The organism is Nitrosopumilaceae archaeon AB1(1) (genome assembly GCA_033471095.1).
Taxonomy (GTDB): domain Archaea; phylum Thermoproteota; class Nitrososphaeria; order Nitrososphaerales; family Nitrosopumilaceae; genus Nitrosoabyssus; species Nitrosoabyssus spongiisocia.
Genome location: CP136752.1, coordinates 1197029 through 1213755, shown reverse-complemented (window position 1 = coordinate 1213755; position 16727 = coordinate 1197029). Strand labels below are relative to the sequence as shown.

The following is a 16727-nucleotide window of genomic DNA, read 5'->3' as shown; positions in this document are numbered from 1 at the left end:
GTGATGAGATGATGATGGAAGATAATATGATGATGGGTGATGAGATGATGATGGAAGATAATATGATGATGGGTGATGAGATGATGATGGAAGACAATATGATGATGGAAGTTAAATCACCAAAAAAACAAATGGAGAAATATAACGTTAAACCAATGGATGTAGTTTGTGGTAGTGATAAAGAATTAGCATTCAAAGTATCTGATAATTCAGCAGTATGTCTGACACCTACAACCACAGAGATTTTAATGAAACGTGGTATAGTAACACAATAATTTTTTATCACTCAAACTTTCAAAACCATATTTAGCACCAACATAATACCATAGTGTGTACAAATGAAATAAAACCCAAATAGTATAAGATAAAGAACATTAAATGGGTATGATGAAACGGTGGCTGTATGAACATATGATTAAGCTGCTAAATTTCTGACCCATTTAATTTATAGAAAAATAGAGTAATCATAGCATGGAGTCTAATACCAAATTTAGCAGATTTTTGGCCTTTACTTTAGAATTACCAACATTTACAATTACAAGACCCACATTAGGCTGACCGTACATAATTATTGAATTTGCAGGAAATTCACAACATACAGGAAGTACAAGTAGATCTTCTTCCCCATTTACAGTTATTCGTACAGGTTTTGGCAGGTGCAAGGATTGCGTAATTATACTCAAACTTGATTTGGTAATAGTTCCAGCAGGGTTGTCACATGTAAGATTAGTATTAACACAACGATCATCAATTGGGGGTCGATTTTTACGTTTTTCCATACCGTCTATTATTTGCACATCAGGTGAAAATCCAAAGTTGATCATTTTTTCAGTTGTAGAATCACCAACAGTTACAAGTAATGATTTGGCAGGTATGTATGATTTAATTATATCAACATCAGAGTCTTTGCCAGAAGATAACAACACACCCAACGGTTCAGATAATTCAGTTTTCAAAGATTCAGATAAACCCAACACAGATCAGTTTATCCCAAAATTTACTCTGCTTTTGCAGGAGGATTTTCTTGTAATTTAGCAGCCAAGATACTACATTGTGCTGCCACATTCATAGCCGCTGTTTTAAATGCTTGTGCACTAGGAGAATCAGAGGAAGTCACAGTGATAGGAGTACCAGAATCTGAACCTGTCATTATACCAGAAGTCAATGGAATGTCCCCAATGAATGGTATCTTGAATTTTTCGCTAATTTTTTTAGCACCGCCATCTCCAAATATGTGGTGTTTCTGTTCACAATTGTTACATGTAAAATAACTCATGTTTTCAACGACGCCCAATATTGGTACATTTAGTTTGCTAAACATTCCTAATGCCTTGACTGCAACATTGCTTGCAACATCTTGAGGAGTAGTAACAATCAGTATGCCAGTAATCGGTATAGTTTGTGCAAGCGTCAGAGGAATATCACCGGTACCAGGGGGTAAATCTACTATAAGATAATCAAGATTCTCCCAATTTGTATCTACAAGAAATTGTTTTAAAATACCTGAAATTATAGGACCACGGTAAATTGCTGCTTGATGATCTTGATCTGCAAAGAATCCAAAAGATACAACTTTGAGTCCATCAAAGTCAGCAGGTTGTAGTTTGTTGTCTTCAACTTCCATGTGTCCATCTTTCATTCCTAGCATTAATGGAATACTAGGACCATAGATATCTGCATCAAGTAATCCCACTTTGGCACCAGTTTGAGATAATGATAATGCAAGATTTAGTGAAACTGTGGATTTTCCAACACCGCCTTTTCCGCTTGCCACTCCGATGATATTCTTAACACTTGCCATGCTAGTATCGTCCTCTAAAGATTTACCCTCCATTACTTTGGCAGTTATTTTCATATCAAAAGTTTTAATCTCTTTCAATTCTGCTATTGCCTTTCTTACGTCTTCTTCAATCTCAGCATTAAATGGACATGCAGGGGTTGTAAGCTCTAGAGTAAATTTAAGATTATTAGAATTCAAATCTAGATTTTTGATCATTCCCATGGATACAATATCCTTTTTGAGATCAGGATCAATTACTGTGGCAAGTTTCTCTAAAACTTGATCAATTCCAACCAATATTGTTAAAAACTAGTCAGCAATATTTAAACGCATATTTTGATGGTTCTGTAACGTTATTGGGCGATTTACAGACTGACGTTATGTAAACGGATAACAAAATGCTTCTGTGAGAGCAAATGGGGGAATTTCGCTAAATCAGAAACAAGACAAATGTTAGAGATTGTCTGGTAGGTGTTAAATAATATGAAGGGATATAGAACCAATTAGATTATGTTGTAGGATCCACTATACGTCCCATGAACAGTATACTTTCTGTTTTATCACCCCATATTGCAAATAGAAAAGGATGATTCGCACGGGGCATAATGCCAGTAGCGCTACCCTCTAGTTTATATTTTGGTGGTCGCTTATCGCCCTTTTCATCGACAGTGATGAGTGCTTTGTGTACAATCTTATCAACGTATAGATTNTTATCAGACAGTTTATAAAAATTAGACACATTGGGGGCAAATACATTAGATGTTCCAAGTTTTACAAGTGATGATTTTAGAATATCATCATAGTTGCTATTTATTGTAAACATTGGTAATTGAATTTTTGCATATTGTATTAGTGTCATAGTATCTCTCCACTGTTTAAACGAGTCAGCAGTAAGAGAATATTCCACCTCTTTGAGACCACCTATTTTACGAGGAGATACTATTATCATCGAAAATCCATCTCCCTTGTATGATATTTCTACTACATGTATCTCACTAGTCAGCACATGTCTAAACTTGGGCTCAAAAGCATACATAGTATCAGCCGCTACAGAACCTTACGGATTGGCATTTAAGAAACGAAAGACCGGTAAGGAAGTTATGAAAAATTCAAAGTAGATGGAGGAAGACTCCTATGAAGAATATAGCATGAAACGATTTTCAGACACTGCAACAGAGCTCCTAATCCAACATACTTAAATATTACAGACACTATAATAGTGTCGTGTATGCACAATTTGTACTATTAATATTATTCTCAACTCTAACTCTCACAGTATCTGTATCATTTGCAACATCCGTTGATGATGCACATAGTATTGTAACAAATAAGATGTTGCAATCAGCACAAAATGCAGCTATGGGTGTTAGCAATGCACCACCAATAAACGGTACAACGATTCCGCCTTTGTATATACCGATCATATTTTCTGCTGTAGGTAATGATAGTTTGGTGGTAGGAATAGATATACAAGAGTTTGTATACGGCAACAACTATACTGAACAAGACGTACGTGATTATCTTGATGTTGATGTTCCACTTGAAATAATGTATATGGGTTTTGATCACATTTCTAATTCATATGACAATATCTCCTTTGAATCTTCTAGCTGATGAGTGTTATCCTGAGGTCGAAGAGGTATTTGCAGATCAATGTTCAAATCTATTCGCACAGTTATCTCAGGAAAGAAATAATAACACTGAAACTCTAAAGGTTTCCTCATCTTCAGCCCAAAACCCCTGTGATGTGTCATCTGGAAGTGTTATTTGTTATTATTATAATAGATTTATAGACAGATGTATTCCTACATATACTGCTTCTAGATGTCATACCTATGCTACAATTATAATCAACAATGGATATTCACTCCCTACCAGTACTACAACTACTGATACAACACCTCCTGTAATTACAGTTCCGTCTCCGATCACAGTACAAACACAAGACTCTACTGGTACTACTGTGAGATATACTGTTAGTGCAAGTGATCATAGAGATGGAGCAATAACACCATCATGTACACCTGCAAGCGATTCTCTATTTTCAATAGGTATTACTACAGTTACATGTACAGCACGTGATACTTCAGGCAACATTGCAAGTGAGCAGTTTATAGTTACAGTTACACACACAGCCAGTGGCTCTACACTCTTTTCAGACAACTTTGAGAATGGGCTAGAAAAATGGATAGAAAAAGGTGAACAAGACTGGAGATCTAGCACACTTGATCATAATGTGGTCATACCAGGACACTCATCATCGAACATTGTAGTCAGACTGACAACTGTGACAGTGATTGTATCTTGGAGATGAGAAATTCTATTGATTTATCTAGAACATCAAGTAGAACACTGGAATTTTACAGGTTTGTAGATTCAGCCTTGGATAGAGGCGAGTATCTTAAAGTAGAAGGATATGACGGCAGATCATGGAATCAACTGGCAATATATGGTGCTGATTCTAGCACTGATGATGGCTCATGGCACAGACACACACTAGAGATACCCTATACAAACTCTGATTTCAAGATTAGATTTATCGCTCATGCAAGCAAGAGTTCTGAAGAAGTAGCAGTAGACGGTGTCTTTATACGTGCAGTTGTCTCCAGTACAAACTCACTTGCATCTGGCATATTCTCAGACAACTTTGAGAGTGGACTAGACAAGTGGATAAAAAGAGGTGAACAAGACTGGAGGACAGGTACATCAGATGATGGAGTTGTTATCACAGGTCGTACTATATCAAACAATATAGCCGAAGCTGACAACTGTGATAGTGAATGTATTTTAGAGATGAGACATGGTGTAGATTTATCACATACTCCTCTAGCATCACTAGAGTTTTACAGATATGCAGATAGAGGTCTTGACTATGGTGAATATCTCAAAGTAGAAGTGTATGATGGAGAGTCGTGGATACCCCTTGAAACATACGGTCCTGAAGATGGAACAGATGACGGAGTATGGAACAAAGAATCCATATATTTATCTGGTTATAGTAATTCAGATTTCAAGATACGATTTATAGGTCATGCTAGCAAATCTTATGAAGATATAGTCGTAGATGAAGTTTTATTACGAGCCGTCACTAGTTCGCCTTTCTCTATCACTATATTAAATACTACAACTACTGCACATAATGAGTCTGGCGGATATTTAAATTATACTGTAAAGGTTTCTTCAACTGATGGTAACGTTACAGTCACATGTTCTCAAGAGTCTGGGAACTTTATCTGGGATTTTTTTATAACAATATATTGTTTCTTTACTGATTCGTCTGGGAATAAACAACACATAGGATTTGAGGCGACGGTAGAATCAGTAGAAAAAGTTTATGGAGGAAATAAATTACTATATGCGCCATCGAATGATGCTAGAGCTGATGATAATATACGAGTAGAACGATCAACAATTACAATCGGTGCCATTTCATCTGGTGTAAAAGGTATAGTTGTTTCAGGTCATGGTGTGAAGATTAGTACAAATAACTTTAACGAGAGATATTATAAACAGATAAGCGAGTCTGTACGTCCCTCTGATAATATATTATTATCTACCGATGAAGGACGTGGAATAGAATGTGGTAAATACGATGCTGCGTTTATACCTATAACTAATAATAAAGTAATAGCGCCCTTGAATCAAATACAAAAACAGAACGGTGATATATTCAATGTAACTCAAGGAAATTTGTCTGATGTGCCCTACGAATCAGACATATGGATGTATGGTAGATATACTGAAGGGATGGCTACACTATTGTACAAAAATGCTACGTTAAGAACCAATACGTTTTGTGTTAATACAAATTTGGGATTATTTAACCACACTGTTAGGCATGGCGATAGTGGTGGGCCAATAGTATATCATGATGGGGATAATTCTTTACTCATAGGATCTAATGTGGCTCGTGCTTGTGGTATTACATTACCACTAGAGAGCAGATATGGTATAGAACCAAATAGTTATACTAATATATGCTCAAATTCTGAATTTGTTCAAAGACATGGCGGTACAGGATTTGTTGTATTTAGTGCATGGGAAAATATAAAGGATGAAACTAATGGTCTTAACATCGACTAGACTATTAATTATATTAGTGCCGATTATAGTACTGGGTATTTTATTTACCCTACCTACACTAGCACAGATGTTTGATTCTGAATCAAATACAAGTGATACTATACTAGACTCTGTAAAAGATACATCCAATATAGAATCATACTCCTCAGATGTCAACATGATTAACAATTCATTCCCATGGGGAGCCAATAACGAGTTTGCTCTAAATATGTATGATATCATAAAGGATGAACCTGGTGAAAATATCTTTTTCTCTCCTATCAGCGTATTCATTGCCATGGCCATGTCCTACGAGGGTACAGATGGTCAAACTGCCTCAGAAATAAAAGATGTGTTTGGTCTACTGCCTGATGATGAATCTCGAAGAAATGCAATAAAATCCGCCATTCAAACTTTGGGAGCAAACAACACAGAATATACACTAAATGTTGCAAATGCGTTATGGATAAAGGATACATTCAACCCATATCAGAGATATGTAGATGTTTTATCTACATATTATGATAGTTCTGTAGGTAAAATTAACACTAGTCAATCAAGTTATGATATGATTAATAATTGGGCAAGTGATGCAACTAATGAAAAGATTACCAATATCATAGAACCTCCCATAATTAATGGGGATACTGCAATTATTCTTACCAATGCTGTATATTTTAATGGAACGTGGGTATCAGAGTTTAAGCCAACAGCCACACAAAATAGAGATTTTTGGGTAGATTCTGAAAATAGCATTAAGACTGAGATGATGAAACAATCTAAATCATTCAACTATACCAAAATAGACGGAATTAAAATGATTCAGATGCCATACAAGGGTGACAGAATTTCAATGCTTGCAATTATACCTGATGATTCTGCAAGTATGGAGTCATTAGAGAAGAAACTCTCTATGACAAGTCTCTCCAGATGGATTGACAATATGACACCCACGGCTGTAGGGGTGCTATTTCCAAAGTTTAAAATTAATGTAGATTATGATTTAATACCCATTTTAAAGGATGCAGGAATAAAAGATGCATTTGGAGAGAGAGCAAATTTCTTCAAACTATCTGATATGCCTACATACATATCTAATGCACTACATTTTGCATTTGTAGATGTAAATGAGAAAGGTACAGAAGCGGCAGCTGTGACTGTAATTGTGAATGATAAAATCAGTGATGATGGTATTCTAAATGCAGAAACATTCCATGCTGATCAACCCTTTATATTTATGATATGGGATTCTGAAACTAATTCAATTCTATTTATCGGTAAAATAATAAACCCAACTATTTAGCATCAACGTACACTAAACTAATGTGATTTAGATAATCTTGCTGGATAAAAATATTTTGGATATTACTGATATAAAAAAACTAAATTTATAATAATGTATATGAACAAGTTCCATTAACTTGACAGACGTTATATCAACTCTCATACATCGTTACCACTATTATTTTCTTTTTGATCCTCTCTCACAGAGGTCTAATGACTATTTATGATAACAATTATTCATTTATTTATAATGCCAAATATCAGATGAAACAAGGGGTTGAGTATTTACTCATGATTCAACTTACCCACACATCTTAAATTTAACTAGGGGGCTGATTCTACATTTGAATATCATATTTACGAACAAGTGTTAAACCCCCCTTGAAAATGATGATATGGAGGAAAATGAATTTGTTCGTAAACAAAACTACATCAACAGGGGGTTGAGCTTTTGTGCGTAAATTGATATAGACGGTAAATAATTATAAAATATGAGAATAGGGATCATAATATTTTCAGTAGTAGTTGTTTTATCAATTGGTGTGGCTATGTACATGTATACACAGTATAGTCCAAAAATAATTACTGTTAATGAGGGTGAAGCGGTAATCGTGGGACCTATAAAATACACAGTATTTTATGAGGGTATTTTTGATAAAACTGGTACTCAAATTGAGAATACTTTGATGAGAATATCAATAACGGTTGAAAATGTAGGAGAAATACCAACAAAAATAAATGGTGGTCAATTTTATATTTTGGATAAAAATGATACAAAATATCAAGCAGTGTTTGTAAATTTTGAGGATTCAAATCTACTAAACGTCAATGTTAAACCTGGACAAACTATACAAAAAACCACTCAATTTGATGTACCATTTGTCAATGATGCAACATACAGAGTGGGGATATTACCTACAAAGACACAGGCATCTACAGATATTGGAATGGTGTGCATAGTAAATTGTTGAGCAGCTGTATTCATATTTTATGTTTCTAAATTCGAGTTTAGCAACATATTAGATTTCTGTTGTAGCATTAGGCATGTTTATCATAATTTAACCAATAATATTTCTAAATTCGAATTTAGAAATATTAAAAATCAACACCTGAAACTAATTGAATGAATCGACAATATGTTTAAAAAAAAGTTTAAAATCAACTTGGATGAAAATGTACACAATCAAAATTAGTTCAAGTGGGTATTATTACACATTTTATAATAAATGTCTGTAAACGTGTTTACATTGAAGTTTTTATGGATCAATCAACGTAATGTATAATAATCAAAATATGCCGTGTTTTTAATATTACCCACAATATTTTTTATTAAATCATAATATTTATATTATAATGTGGGTAAGAAAAAGTATGGTGAGTGTCATACAGCGCACAAAGGGCAATAGTCAGTTCTACTACCTAAAACACGCAACATCTACACGTCAAAAAGAGAAATACCTAGGAAAAATTATTCCAAAGGACATAGAATCATTAAAACAAGTATTTTTACTTGAATTTTATTCTGAGGAATGGCTACCAAAATTAATAATTATCAAGAAATCACATATCAAAGAATATCGACGAATGAATAAAAATGTGAAAGAAAATAATCTACAGGCATTTTTAATGGAGTTTGTATATAATTCACAAAGAATGATTGATTCAAGCTTGACATTTATTGAAACTGTTGAGCTTGTTCGTGATAAAATCACCCCTACACGAAAATCACAGTTTGAGATGTTTGAAACACAAAATTGTTTTCAACTATCCAACACTATTTTTAAACGGAAAAAAAAATTAACGTTTCCTCTTTTAAAAATGTGGCATAAAAAAATGTATAAAAAAACACAAAATGAGTATAGTGGTGTTTTACGTGATTATATGCTTAAAACTATAGGAAGTAAACAAAAACCATTACATTACAAAAAGATAGAAAAGGCAATGAATGATTATTTTGATTGGTATTCACAAAAAAAAGATTTACATCCAGTATTATTTGCTGGACTTGCATATCAAAAATTTACCACAATATCTCCCTTTGGATATGGGAATGAGGTAATAGCAAGATTGGTTATGAATGTAATATTGAATAATAATAATTATCCTATGTTAGATATTGATATCAGAGATAAATCAGTGTGTCTTAAAGCCAATGAAAAGGCACAAATGACAAAAAATGAGGTATATTTTCTTCAATGGTTTGTAAAATATTATATTAAAAAAATATCAAAGGATTATGATATAGAATAATGTGTAGCAAAATAGTTGGTGTTTTAAAATTACAAGTTGGTAATCACATTCATAATTTTTTCGAATCTAAATGTGATGAAAATACACTGTTCCAAACTCGGCGCTTTCCAATCTACTGTTCAAATCGGCTCTTTATGTCTAACAATTCAGTCTCAGAATACCCTCTAACAAGTTTCCCAATTGAACAGAGTTCCACAAGGCGCTGAGTTTGGAAGTGTAAGATAGGATATCAAAAGTATACAAAAAATATTTAAAATTACCATTAAGTGTAAATTTGTTGATATTTTTTTAAATATAGTATTAATTGTAAATTGCATCATTGGTTAGAACAAAGCGTGTAAATAGATATTGTATAGATTGTGGAGCAAGACTCATTTACTATCCAAGACTATCTAATTCAAAAGCGCCGAATGAGCACAGAGTTTTGGTATACGCATGCTCCGACTGTACAAAAGACTTTGAGAAACCAAAAATGCTGTCAGTTAAAAGAAGTAGTGTTAAAGATCCACTTGAAACTATCGAAGTGAGTATAATCCAAGTAAAAAAAACATAACATCACATATGTAGAGTCTCTAACTTCTAGATTCATCTATTGTAAAGATAACCTCAGAAATTTTAGTGGAATTCTCAGATAAAAGATAATCAATGGTATGAGTCAAGTTGTCAATACTAGGTTCACCCCCAGTAACACTTCCAGGCAAAATTAAGAATGAGCGAATATTAGATTTTAGAACATCAGTGAATTCCTGATTAATTGTGGTTGTAAATGGTCGTTGTGCACCTCTAAAAACTTCAATCTGTGCACGTCTAGAACCCGATATTTTTTTGCCAACTGGCAAATCTGGACCAATAACAATCATACGGCCAAAACTTTTTTTGTATAGCCTAGGATCAGCAAATCCACCTGGAACAAATATGTCTAGGGCAGATTGAACAGTCATAGCAGGTCTGATTATAAACCTCTCCACTAATTCATCCCATTGTTGTCTGGACAGAGTCATCAAAGGGACATCAGGGACATTTCCCGTTAAATGTACAACCCCTGCAACATTACCCATACTTTTAGCAGTATTGAGGTATCTTAAAATCTGCTCAGCAGACATGTCACATTCATGCATATGAAAATCATCTTTGATCGCATTTTTTACAGAGTCTGGACTAGAATTTGAAATTAGACATACTGTTTTCCCTCCTATATCTTCAATATGTTTGGCCAAGATCTTTACCCTCTCAATATCATCTATATCAGAATAGTCAACTATTAGAACTATTATCTTTGAATTTAATTGTAAATTGGTAAATTCCGGTAAAGTGGCAATATGTGGTTTTACCGGATAAAATACACGATCACCTGGTATCACTTTGCCATTTAAAACAGTTGCCATATTATCTTGTGATAAAGAGAGTATAGTTTGAGATACTTGTTGTTGAGATAAAAACTGTCCATCCACAATCATGTTTGATGTATTTTTTTGAATTTTTTCAGCAATATATTGAACTTTGTCTAACAATCTATTCAACAAGTATATCATATCCGAATCCTCTGAAGAGATTTTTTCTGACAAATCAGATATCCCATTTTTGATTACAGATTCATCCTCACCCAATAATTGTACTAATCCCTTACACGCTTGTTCAGTTTGCAAAGGATTCAGAGTCTCAAATCCTCCAACACGCATGAATTCGGCAGCTGCCTTTGGGTATACTGTTTTATAGATACGATCAGAGTGTACAGGACCGGATTTGTCAGCTAGAGACATTATTTTACAATCAACCAATTCCCACGACATGGCCTCAGAGAGTCTATTCTTTGCACCCTGAGATGCAGTGTAGGGCGCTCGAAATCTATATGGACGTTGCTCGAGGGGTCGCTCTTCTGTAAAGAATGTAGATATCGTAATAATTTTAGCGCCCTCTGAAAGTACACGGAGTGCTTGAACAGATACCCAAAAGGTTCCAGTCAAGTGAATATGTACAGTACTTTTAAAATCTTCAATGCTCATATTTGAAAAACATGTAACAGGTCCGGATACACCTGCATTATTAATTACCACGTCTATCTTTATTCCTTCAGATACCAAAGTATCAAACATACTTGTAACACTAGACTCATCACTCACATCAACGCCTGAAAATATACGTACTATACCACCACAGCCTACACTAGACATAACTTTGGATATCTCCTCAGATGCCTCATCGAGTGTGGATTTTCGTCTGCCTAAAATTATAACACTAGAGCCATTTCTTGCAAATTCTAGAGCAATCGCTTTACCAATGCCCGTACCACCACCAGTAACAAGAATGGTTTTATCTTTAAAATTCAATAAATAAAATAATATCAATCTCTATTTAATTGCTCATACTAGAAATTCATCATGATCCTTTTAATATAAGAATTAGATAGCATGTACGTGTCTGCTACAATAGGACAAAAATCTCCAGATATTGAAGTATCTGAATGGATACAAGGAGAACCCATGCATGTGGATGAGAATAGTACCGTAAAGGTAATAGAAGTATTCCAGGTAAACTGCCCCGGATGTTTCATGTACGGACTGCCTGAGGCAATACGATTATACGAGAAACACAGAGACGATGTAGATGTTGTAGGTGTGGCCACAGCATTTGAAGATTTTGATAAAAACACACTTGATAATTTAAAGATGCTCTTATCTACTGGTAAAGTGATTGGCGATACCTTGGAGACGCTATCTCAAAACAAGTATTTAACAAATGATACACTGCCATATAAAATCCCATTTGCAATAGGAATGGATAGATTGAATAGTGCAAAGTCTGCAGATAAACAGACAGCGCGACAATTAATACTTCGACAGATACCAGAGTTTGATGAGAAACCACAAGAGTATAAAGATGAGATTATGCAACGTGCAATTACATATCTTGAGGCAAAAAAATACACACCAGTCACATTTGAGAGGTTCTCATTGAATGGTACACCATCATATATTATTGTGGACAAATCCGGTATACTACGACATGTTGAATTTGGCAATCATGGTGCACTAGAGTCCATAGTAGAATCCATCTTAAAGGAATGATTACGCAGTACGTAAAAGGAGCATGTCAAGGCGGCCACAAAAAGTATCAACATATGTCCAAATTCAGGAAGATATGTAGTTCCCATTATTGTTATGGTATGTTTACCAATTTGAGAAAATTCCAATACAATAAAGGAGAATCGATCATTTTGTCGAACAAGTGGGAAGATCTCTTTATCATCTAATAGGATGGTAAAGTTGCCAGAGATAAGATTAGCAGGAATAGAAATTTCAGCCAAATTTTCATCAATACTACTTTGAATATCCAACGTTAGAGATTTTGAATCTGCATCAAATTGGATATCTTTTATGTCTAGATTAGATGTAATGGTAACCTCAAAAGTACGGCCATCAGTATTGATCTCATAATTTTGTAATAACCCAGTCTTGTCAGATAACTGTGCATATATAGGCATAGGTAAAAATAACAAAAATAACAAACACAGTATACTAAGATGCATGTGCCAATACTTGTTTACGTAATTCTGCATCATGCAGTATACTAGGATGACTAGGATCTGCCAATATCACTTCAAACCAATAATACATACCATCTTTGTACAGAAAATAAGATCCAAGTAGTGATAAATTTGGATATCGTTCTAAAACACGTCTTTGTGCAACTTGTTTCATACTAACATGTGCTTTAATTCGCGTAACACCAAGATGTTTTGGACGTCTGCCCCCTCTAGGACGTTGACGTCTCATACCACCTGTTCCTACTCTCATTCGAACTACAACAATTCCTTGCTTTGCCTTGTAACCTAATCTATGCGCTTTTTGAACTCTACTAGGTCGCTCAATTCTAGTGATGGCATTTTCTTTACGCCATTGTATAATTCTATCACGATATGCGTTAGAATTGGACTTCCATAATGCTAACCACATTTGATCCTGTCTACTTGGCATATATCAAATTCAGTTTTGCCCTTAATATCTGTAATAATTCAAGGCTCTATTGCAAATTCGGGTGTTATTAATGGTTCTAATAATTTAATACTAAAAACATCATTACCGATCTAAATATATGAATTATTTAAAAATAATCATGCCCGATGATTCTAAAATCCATATTTCTCATAAAAATATATGGAATGGTGTTAGATATAGTGCAAAATATGCAAAATCTTTAACGAATCATAGCGACATACTATGTGATAAATTTGAATATCAGTCAGCAATTTCATTAGCATGTTTATCCAATGAATAATCATCTAATGTGCACATTTATGTAATTTCCATTTTGAGAAAAAAGATATTACAAAAGATTACTGGATGAAACATTTTCTTAATCATCACAAGAAAACAGGATACTTTACCAATCTATTATTATAAAATAGCAAACTTTATCTCGTGATAAATATGAGCAGGCAACTGAGGGAGTGAAAGATACTGCTATAACCTACAATGAACAGGTGTCATCACAATATGAGGATATATTCAAGCAATTAGATGTCTATACTGACAATTTTAACAAATTGAAATTATTATGTTTTTATCCTAATTGGGATAAGACCAATGAGCGATGAATTAATTTTAGGATATATCTGATAAATAGCACCTTGCTGATCTTATTATAAATCACAGTAAAATGTTTCATTATTTGAGTATGTTTAATGTTGAACGACTTAGATTAAATCCAACGTTAGAATTAAATAGAAAATTATGTGGCAAACATGACAAAATCTATATGAATGATGATAAATGTAGTGAGTACAATATTGAGCAATTAGAGTCTGATTCTATTAACAAGGATATGAAGAAATGTCATAATGCAATGAAAGGTTTAATTGAAAATTTTGCCCCAAAAATTAGATGGTATCATAATCATGCAAACTTGCACTCTGTATCAAAGTATTCCACTTGTTATGACCCTTGACAATTATCTTTGCTCTCTTAGATGGTCTCTTATTGTCAATACCACTATACTTTTTGGCATAATTGTAATACACTGTCACACCATTAATAATCAGACTATCTTCTCTTCAATCCTCTAAACACTTTCTTACAATCACAAATCTCACCATTTAGACGCTCCATCATATTTTATCATATTGTGTTTCTCTGCCAAATACTCTTCTTGACGATTTACCCTATGATGGTAATCCATCTGTGATAAAATACTTGGGTGTTTTATTCCCAGTAATCAATTTAGTCAGTTTCAACAAATAATCTGCATTGTGCTGAAATTTAGTATCGGCCATGTCTTTAGCTAACTCAAAACGAGTGTCATTATTCATAGATGCAAATAGATATTTTGGCTTACCTGACACCTTTATTCATACTTTATCAACACGAACCCAATTGCCAACACGTGGTATGATTTCATCTGGGTATCTAGTTAACATTACAGGGTATTTGGCAATCCATCGATTCATAGTAGAATGATTCACATCAGTATCAAACTCATAATGTGTTGAAATATCTCCAACTGACATACCTGAATAGTACATTTGTAATGCACCTGTAATTATTTTTGAATCAGATTGTTTACCCTCAAATTCAAAATTTGATGTAAAGCGTTTATTACAATATAAACATTTGAATCGTTGTATTTTTCCTTGTTTGTTGTTCCTCATACCATCTTTTTTGATATTACCTGAATTACAGTATTTACACAGATTCAGTCTAGTCTATTCCATTATTCTAAAATTATTATTTGTATATCCTCTATTTGTAATCATTATACATTTGACTAATTGTATATGTTTGCAATCTGCTCTTCGAATTGTGTGATTTTTACACACACACACACAAGTCCTTGACCTGTTCTGCTTACATTGTATAGTTTGTTTGGATTTGTTTGAGATTTTATTTCAAATTTGTTGGTGTCCACTTGTGCAAAGTTGCCTACTGTTTGCATCATTACTTTTGCTTTTTGTTTACGTTGATTCATACTATGGATTAATAGTATATTATTATATGAATCTATGGTATTAACTAATTGTATAATAGACTTATAATATGAATCGTATTAGAGCCAGTATGCAAATATTGGAAAAGATACAGAATAAGAAAAAATACATCTATCTTTCTCATTATGATAAAGATACTCAAAGGGTAAAGAATGATTATTGTGGTCCTGCTAATGACACTACAATGATTAAGGCGTATAGCATGCAACTGAAGATACTCGTTGGTCAGAAAAAAGATGCTGAGAGACAAAAAGTAGAGATCAATGAGGAGATCAAACAGATACAAAAAAGGATTGCCAGATTGAAGAGTAGGAATTCTTAGTGAAAGATAGGAATAAGATAAAAACAAAATTAACATAATATGGCAAATGAATTGATTATGATAGGGTTTGGCAATTCATATTCGGTTTGATTGTATCAGGCATTGGCATCTTCAAAGGGAATAAAAATATAATTGCTCTAGGAGGTACACTATCTATTTCAAATATTCCCAGTATTAATGAATATGTTGGTCTTTATGACAAAAGTGTCGAATTATTAAACAAGATGAAAGAAGTACAGAAACTAAACAATGAATTGATACAGTTAGAATCTTACGCAAATGTCGCAACCTTAGAACGTGATAAACTTTGAGACAGTTCAATAAGATATATGCTGAAATCACCACAGAGTATAATGAAGAGTATATAGTCTATTAAACACTCTTTTGACAAGATACTCTACAAATAATCAATGGGATCGTTATGATGAAATTTTACAGTATATGACCGTATTAGAAAATAATTATTTAAAAGATACCAATGCTCATAATGCTCATTTGAGTAATTATTTTGATGATCTTTTAACACAACGTTCAACATATAATAACAAATACGGTGATTTGGCAAATAAGATATCTGATATTATTGACAAGTAGTGAATAAAATGTATTTGAGATTCTTTTTTATACACTGGATAAAAACGGAGACAAAATAACATGGATGTTTTATTGATTGTATATCTCACGATTAATATTTTGATTGCGTATATCAATCAAACAGATCTATCTTTTACACATTATCTTGGCAGATATGGATTTTATATTCTTCTAGCAGGATTATTAATTTATGGTTCATATATGTTGATTACAAGAAATAGTGATAAATCCAAGAAGAATCAAAAGAAATAAAATTAAAATAGAGATTATAGTATCGCTCCATGAATAACATCCGAATTTGCAATAGAGCCTTTACTATGATTATTAACAATTAACTCATTGCCACTAGTACCAAGTTTATTTGGTGTGGATTTTACAGATATGTCACATAAATAGTCGGCAAATATCTCAGATTGAGTTTTTAAATTAATAGTATCAGATTCGTCATATTGCAT

23 protein-coding genes are annotated in these 16727 nt (G+C 33.5%); 13 read left to right on the top strand and 10 right to left on the bottom strand.

Annotated elements, in window-relative coordinates:
• Window positions 1-464 precede the first annotated feature (464 nt).
• The 3 genes from R1F52_06995 to R1F52_06985 form a co-directional block, all read right to left on the bottom strand.
• Window positions 465-974, bottom strand: coding sequence for a GTP-dependent dephospho-CoA kinase family protein (locus R1F52_06995; protein WOV92843.1), 510 nt, complete (start codon window positions 972-974; stop codon window positions 465-467).
• A 23-nt stretch (window positions 975-997) separates the two neighbouring features.
• Window positions 998-2077 (bottom strand): Mrp/NBP35 family ATP-binding protein, encoded by a 1080-nt coding sequence (locus tag R1F52_06990; GenBank protein WOV92842.1) that lies wholly within the window; start codon window positions 2075-2077, stop codon window positions 998-1000.
• Window positions 2078-2288: 211 nt separating this feature from the next.
• Window positions 2289-2816 carry a serpin family protein gene (locus R1F52_06985; protein WOV92841.1) on the bottom strand — a complete coding sequence of 176 codons (528 nt, stop codon included), beginning with the start codon at window positions 2814-2816 and terminating at the stop codon, window positions 2289-2291.
• Window positions 2817-3004: 188 nt separating this feature from the next.
• Between R1F52_06985 and R1F52_06980 the strand changes: the two genes are divergently transcribed.
• The 7 genes from R1F52_06980 to R1F52_06950 all read left to right on the top strand — a co-directional run bounded on the left by R1F52_06980 (window position 3005) and on the right by R1F52_06950 (window position 9929).
• Window positions 3005-3394 carry a hypothetical protein gene (locus R1F52_06980; GenBank protein WOV92840.1) on the top strand — a complete coding sequence of 130 codons (390 nt, stop codon included), beginning with the start codon at window positions 3005-3007 and terminating at the stop codon, window positions 3392-3394.
• Window positions 3363-4094, top strand: a complete 732-nt coding sequence (locus R1F52_06975) for an HYR domain-containing protein (GenBank protein WOV92839.1) — start codon at window positions 3363-3365, stop codon at window positions 4092-4094. The genes R1F52_06980 and R1F52_06975 overlap by 32 nt, the downstream gene beginning before the upstream one ends.
• Window positions 4091-5863: a hypothetical protein gene (locus tag R1F52_06970; protein WOV92838.1), complete on the top strand. Its 1773-nt coding sequence runs from the start codon at window positions 4091-4093 to the stop codon at window positions 5861-5863. Before R1F52_06975 ends, R1F52_06970 begins: the two co-directional genes overlap by 4 nt.
• The gene (locus R1F52_06965; protein ID WOV92837.1) at window positions 5844-7145 is read left to right on the top strand and encodes a serpin family protein; all 1302 of its coding nucleotides are present in this window, start codon (window positions 5844-5846) and stop codon (window positions 7143-7145) included. Before R1F52_06970 ends, R1F52_06965 begins: the two co-directional genes overlap by 20 nt.
• Before the next feature lie 472 nt (window positions 7146-7617).
• On the top strand, window positions 7618-8097 hold the full coding sequence (locus R1F52_06960; GenBank protein ID WOV92836.1) for a DUF4352 domain-containing protein: 480 nt from the start codon (window positions 7618-7620) through the stop codon (window positions 8095-8097).
• A gap of 382 nt (window positions 8098-8479) precedes the next feature.
• Window positions 8480-9376: a Fic family protein gene (locus tag R1F52_06955; GenBank protein WOV92835.1), complete on the top strand. Its 897-nt coding sequence runs from the start codon at window positions 8480-8482 to the stop codon at window positions 9374-9376.
• A 319-nt stretch (window positions 9377-9695) separates the two neighbouring features.
• Window positions 9696-9929 carry a hypothetical protein gene (locus R1F52_06950; protein WOV92834.1) on the top strand — a complete coding sequence of 78 codons (234 nt, stop codon included), beginning with the start codon at window positions 9696-9698 and terminating at the stop codon, window positions 9927-9929.
• A 19-nt stretch (window positions 9930-9948) separates the two neighbouring features.
• On the opposite strand, the gene R1F52_06945 is transcribed toward R1F52_06950, so the two are convergent.
• A complete protein-coding gene (locus R1F52_06945; GenBank protein ID WOV92833.1) occupies window positions 9949-11703 on the bottom strand; it encodes an SDR family NAD(P)-dependent oxidoreductase in 1755 nt (584 codons plus the stop codon).
• Between the two features lie 81 nt (window positions 11704-11784).
• Here R1F52_06945 and R1F52_06940 point away from each other — a divergent pair, with 81 nt between their 5' ends.
• A complete protein-coding gene (locus tag R1F52_06940; protein ID WOV92832.1) occupies window positions 11785-12441 on the top strand; it encodes a TlpA family protein disulfide reductase in 657 nt (218 codons plus the stop codon).
• Here R1F52_06940 and R1F52_06935 read toward each other — a convergent pair.
• Both R1F52_06935 and R1F52_06930 read right to left on the bottom strand, forming a co-directional pair.
• On the bottom strand, window positions 12396-12857 hold the full coding sequence (locus R1F52_06935; protein WOV92831.1) for a hypothetical protein: 462 nt from the start codon (window positions 12855-12857) through the stop codon (window positions 12396-12398). The two genes, R1F52_06940 and R1F52_06935, sit on opposite strands and share 46 nt — an antisense overlap.
• 34 nt (window positions 12858-12891) lie before the next feature.
• Window positions 12892-13350: a 50S ribosomal protein L15e gene (locus R1F52_06930; protein ID WOV92830.1), complete on the bottom strand. Its 459-nt coding sequence runs from the start codon at window positions 13348-13350 to the stop codon at window positions 12892-12894.
• A 781-nt stretch (window positions 13351-14131) separates the two neighbouring features.
• Between R1F52_06930 and R1F52_06925 the strand changes: the two genes are divergently transcribed.
• The gene (locus R1F52_06925) at window positions 14132-14320 is read left to right on the top strand and encodes a hypothetical protein (protein WOV92829.1); all 189 of its coding nucleotides are present in this window, start codon (window positions 14132-14134) and stop codon (window positions 14318-14320) included.
• A gap of 214 nt (window positions 14321-14534) precedes the next feature.
• Here the strand turns inward: R1F52_06925 and R1F52_06920 are convergent, their stop codons facing one another.
• From R1F52_06920 to R1F52_06910, 3 genes are all read right to left on the bottom strand, one after another.
• Window positions 14535-14714 (bottom strand): hypothetical protein, encoded by a 180-nt coding sequence (locus R1F52_06920; GenBank protein WOV92828.1) that lies wholly within the window; start codon window positions 14712-14714, stop codon window positions 14535-14537.
• A gap of 6 nt (window positions 14715-14720) precedes the next feature.
• On the bottom strand, window positions 14721-15020 hold the full coding sequence (locus R1F52_06915; protein ID WOV92827.1) for a hypothetical protein: 300 nt from the start codon (window positions 15018-15020) through the stop codon (window positions 14721-14723).
• A gap of 116 nt (window positions 15021-15136) precedes the next feature.
• Entirely contained in the window at window positions 15137-15337 is a 201-nt protein-coding gene (locus R1F52_06910) for a hypothetical protein (GenBank protein WOV92826.1), read from the bottom strand.
• Window positions 15338-15426: 89 nt separating this feature from the next.
• On the opposite strand from R1F52_06910, the gene R1F52_06905 reads away from it, so the two are divergent.
• From R1F52_06905 to R1F52_06890, 4 genes are all read left to right on the top strand, one after another.
• Entirely contained in the window at window positions 15427-15678 is a 252-nt protein-coding gene (locus R1F52_06905) for a hypothetical protein (protein WOV92825.1), read from the top strand.
• An 86-nt stretch (window positions 15679-15764) separates the two neighbouring features.
• Window positions 15765-15989, top strand: a complete 225-nt coding sequence (locus tag R1F52_06900) for a hypothetical protein (GenBank protein WOV92824.1) — start codon at window positions 15765-15767, stop codon at window positions 15987-15989.
• Between the two features lie 73 nt (window positions 15990-16062).
• Window positions 16063-16272, top strand: coding sequence for a hypothetical protein (locus tag R1F52_06895; protein ID WOV92823.1), 210 nt, complete (start codon window positions 16063-16065; stop codon window positions 16270-16272).
• A 60-nt stretch (window positions 16273-16332) separates the two neighbouring features.
• Window positions 16333-16524 (top strand): hypothetical protein, encoded by a 192-nt coding sequence (locus R1F52_06890; protein WOV92822.1) that lies wholly within the window; start codon window positions 16333-16335, stop codon window positions 16522-16524.
• A gap of 14 nt (window positions 16525-16538) precedes the next feature.
• Here the strand turns inward: R1F52_06890 and R1F52_06885 are convergent, their stop codons facing one another.
• Window positions 16539-16727, bottom strand: a complete 189-nt coding sequence (locus R1F52_06885) for a hypothetical protein (GenBank protein WOV92821.1) — start codon at window positions 16725-16727, stop codon at window positions 16539-16541.

Coding starts and splice junctions, on each gene's coding strand:
- R1F52_06975 (WOV92839.1), top strand. CDS start 3,363: ATGACAATATCTCCTTTGAATCTTCTAGCTGATGAGTGTTATCCTGAG.
- R1F52_06970 (WOV92838.1), top strand. CDS start 4,091: ATGAGAAATTCTATTGATTTATCTAGAACATCAAGTAGAACACTGGAA.
- R1F52_06965 (WOV92837.1), top strand. CDS start 5,844: ATGGTCTTAACATCGACTAGACTATTAATTATATTAGTGCCGATTATA.
- R1F52_06960 (WOV92836.1), top strand. CDS start 7,618: ATGAGAATAGGGATCATAATATTTTCAGTAGTAGTTGTTTTATCAATT.
- R1F52_06955 (WOV92835.1), top strand. CDS start 8,480: ATGTGGGTAAGAAAAAGTATGGTGAGTGTCATACAGCGCACAAAGGGC.
- R1F52_06940 (WOV92832.1), top strand. CDS start 11,785: ATGTACGTGTCTGCTACAATAGGACAAAAATCTCCAGATATTGAAGTA.
- R1F52_06935 (WOV92831.1), bottom strand. CDS start 12,857: ATGCCTATATATGCACAGTTATCTGACAAGACTGGGTTATTACAAAAT.
- R1F52_06930 (WOV92830.1), bottom strand. CDS start 13,350: ATGCCAAGTAGACAGGATCAAATGTGGTTAGCATTATGGAAGTCCAAT.
- R1F52_06925 (WOV92829.1), top strand. CDS start 14,132: ATGAATGATGATAAATGTAGTGAGTACAATATTGAGCAATTAGAGTCT.
- R1F52_06915 (WOV92827.1), bottom strand. CDS start 15,020: ATGAGGAACAACAAACAAGGAAAAATACAACGATTCAAATGTTTATAT.
- R1F52_06910 (WOV92826.1), bottom strand. CDS start 15,337: ATGAATCAACGTAAACAAAAAGCAAAAGTAATGATGCAAACAGTAGGC.
- R1F52_06905 (WOV92825.1), top strand. CDS start 15,427: ATGCAAATATTGGAAAAGATACAGAATAAGAAAAAATACATCTATCTT.
- R1F52_06890 (WOV92822.1), top strand. CDS start 16,333: ATGGATGTTTTATTGATTGTATATCTCACGATTAATATTTTGATTGCG.
- R1F52_06885 (WOV92821.1), bottom strand. CDS start 16,727: ATGCAATATGACGAATCTGATACTATTAATTTAAAAACTCAATCTGAG.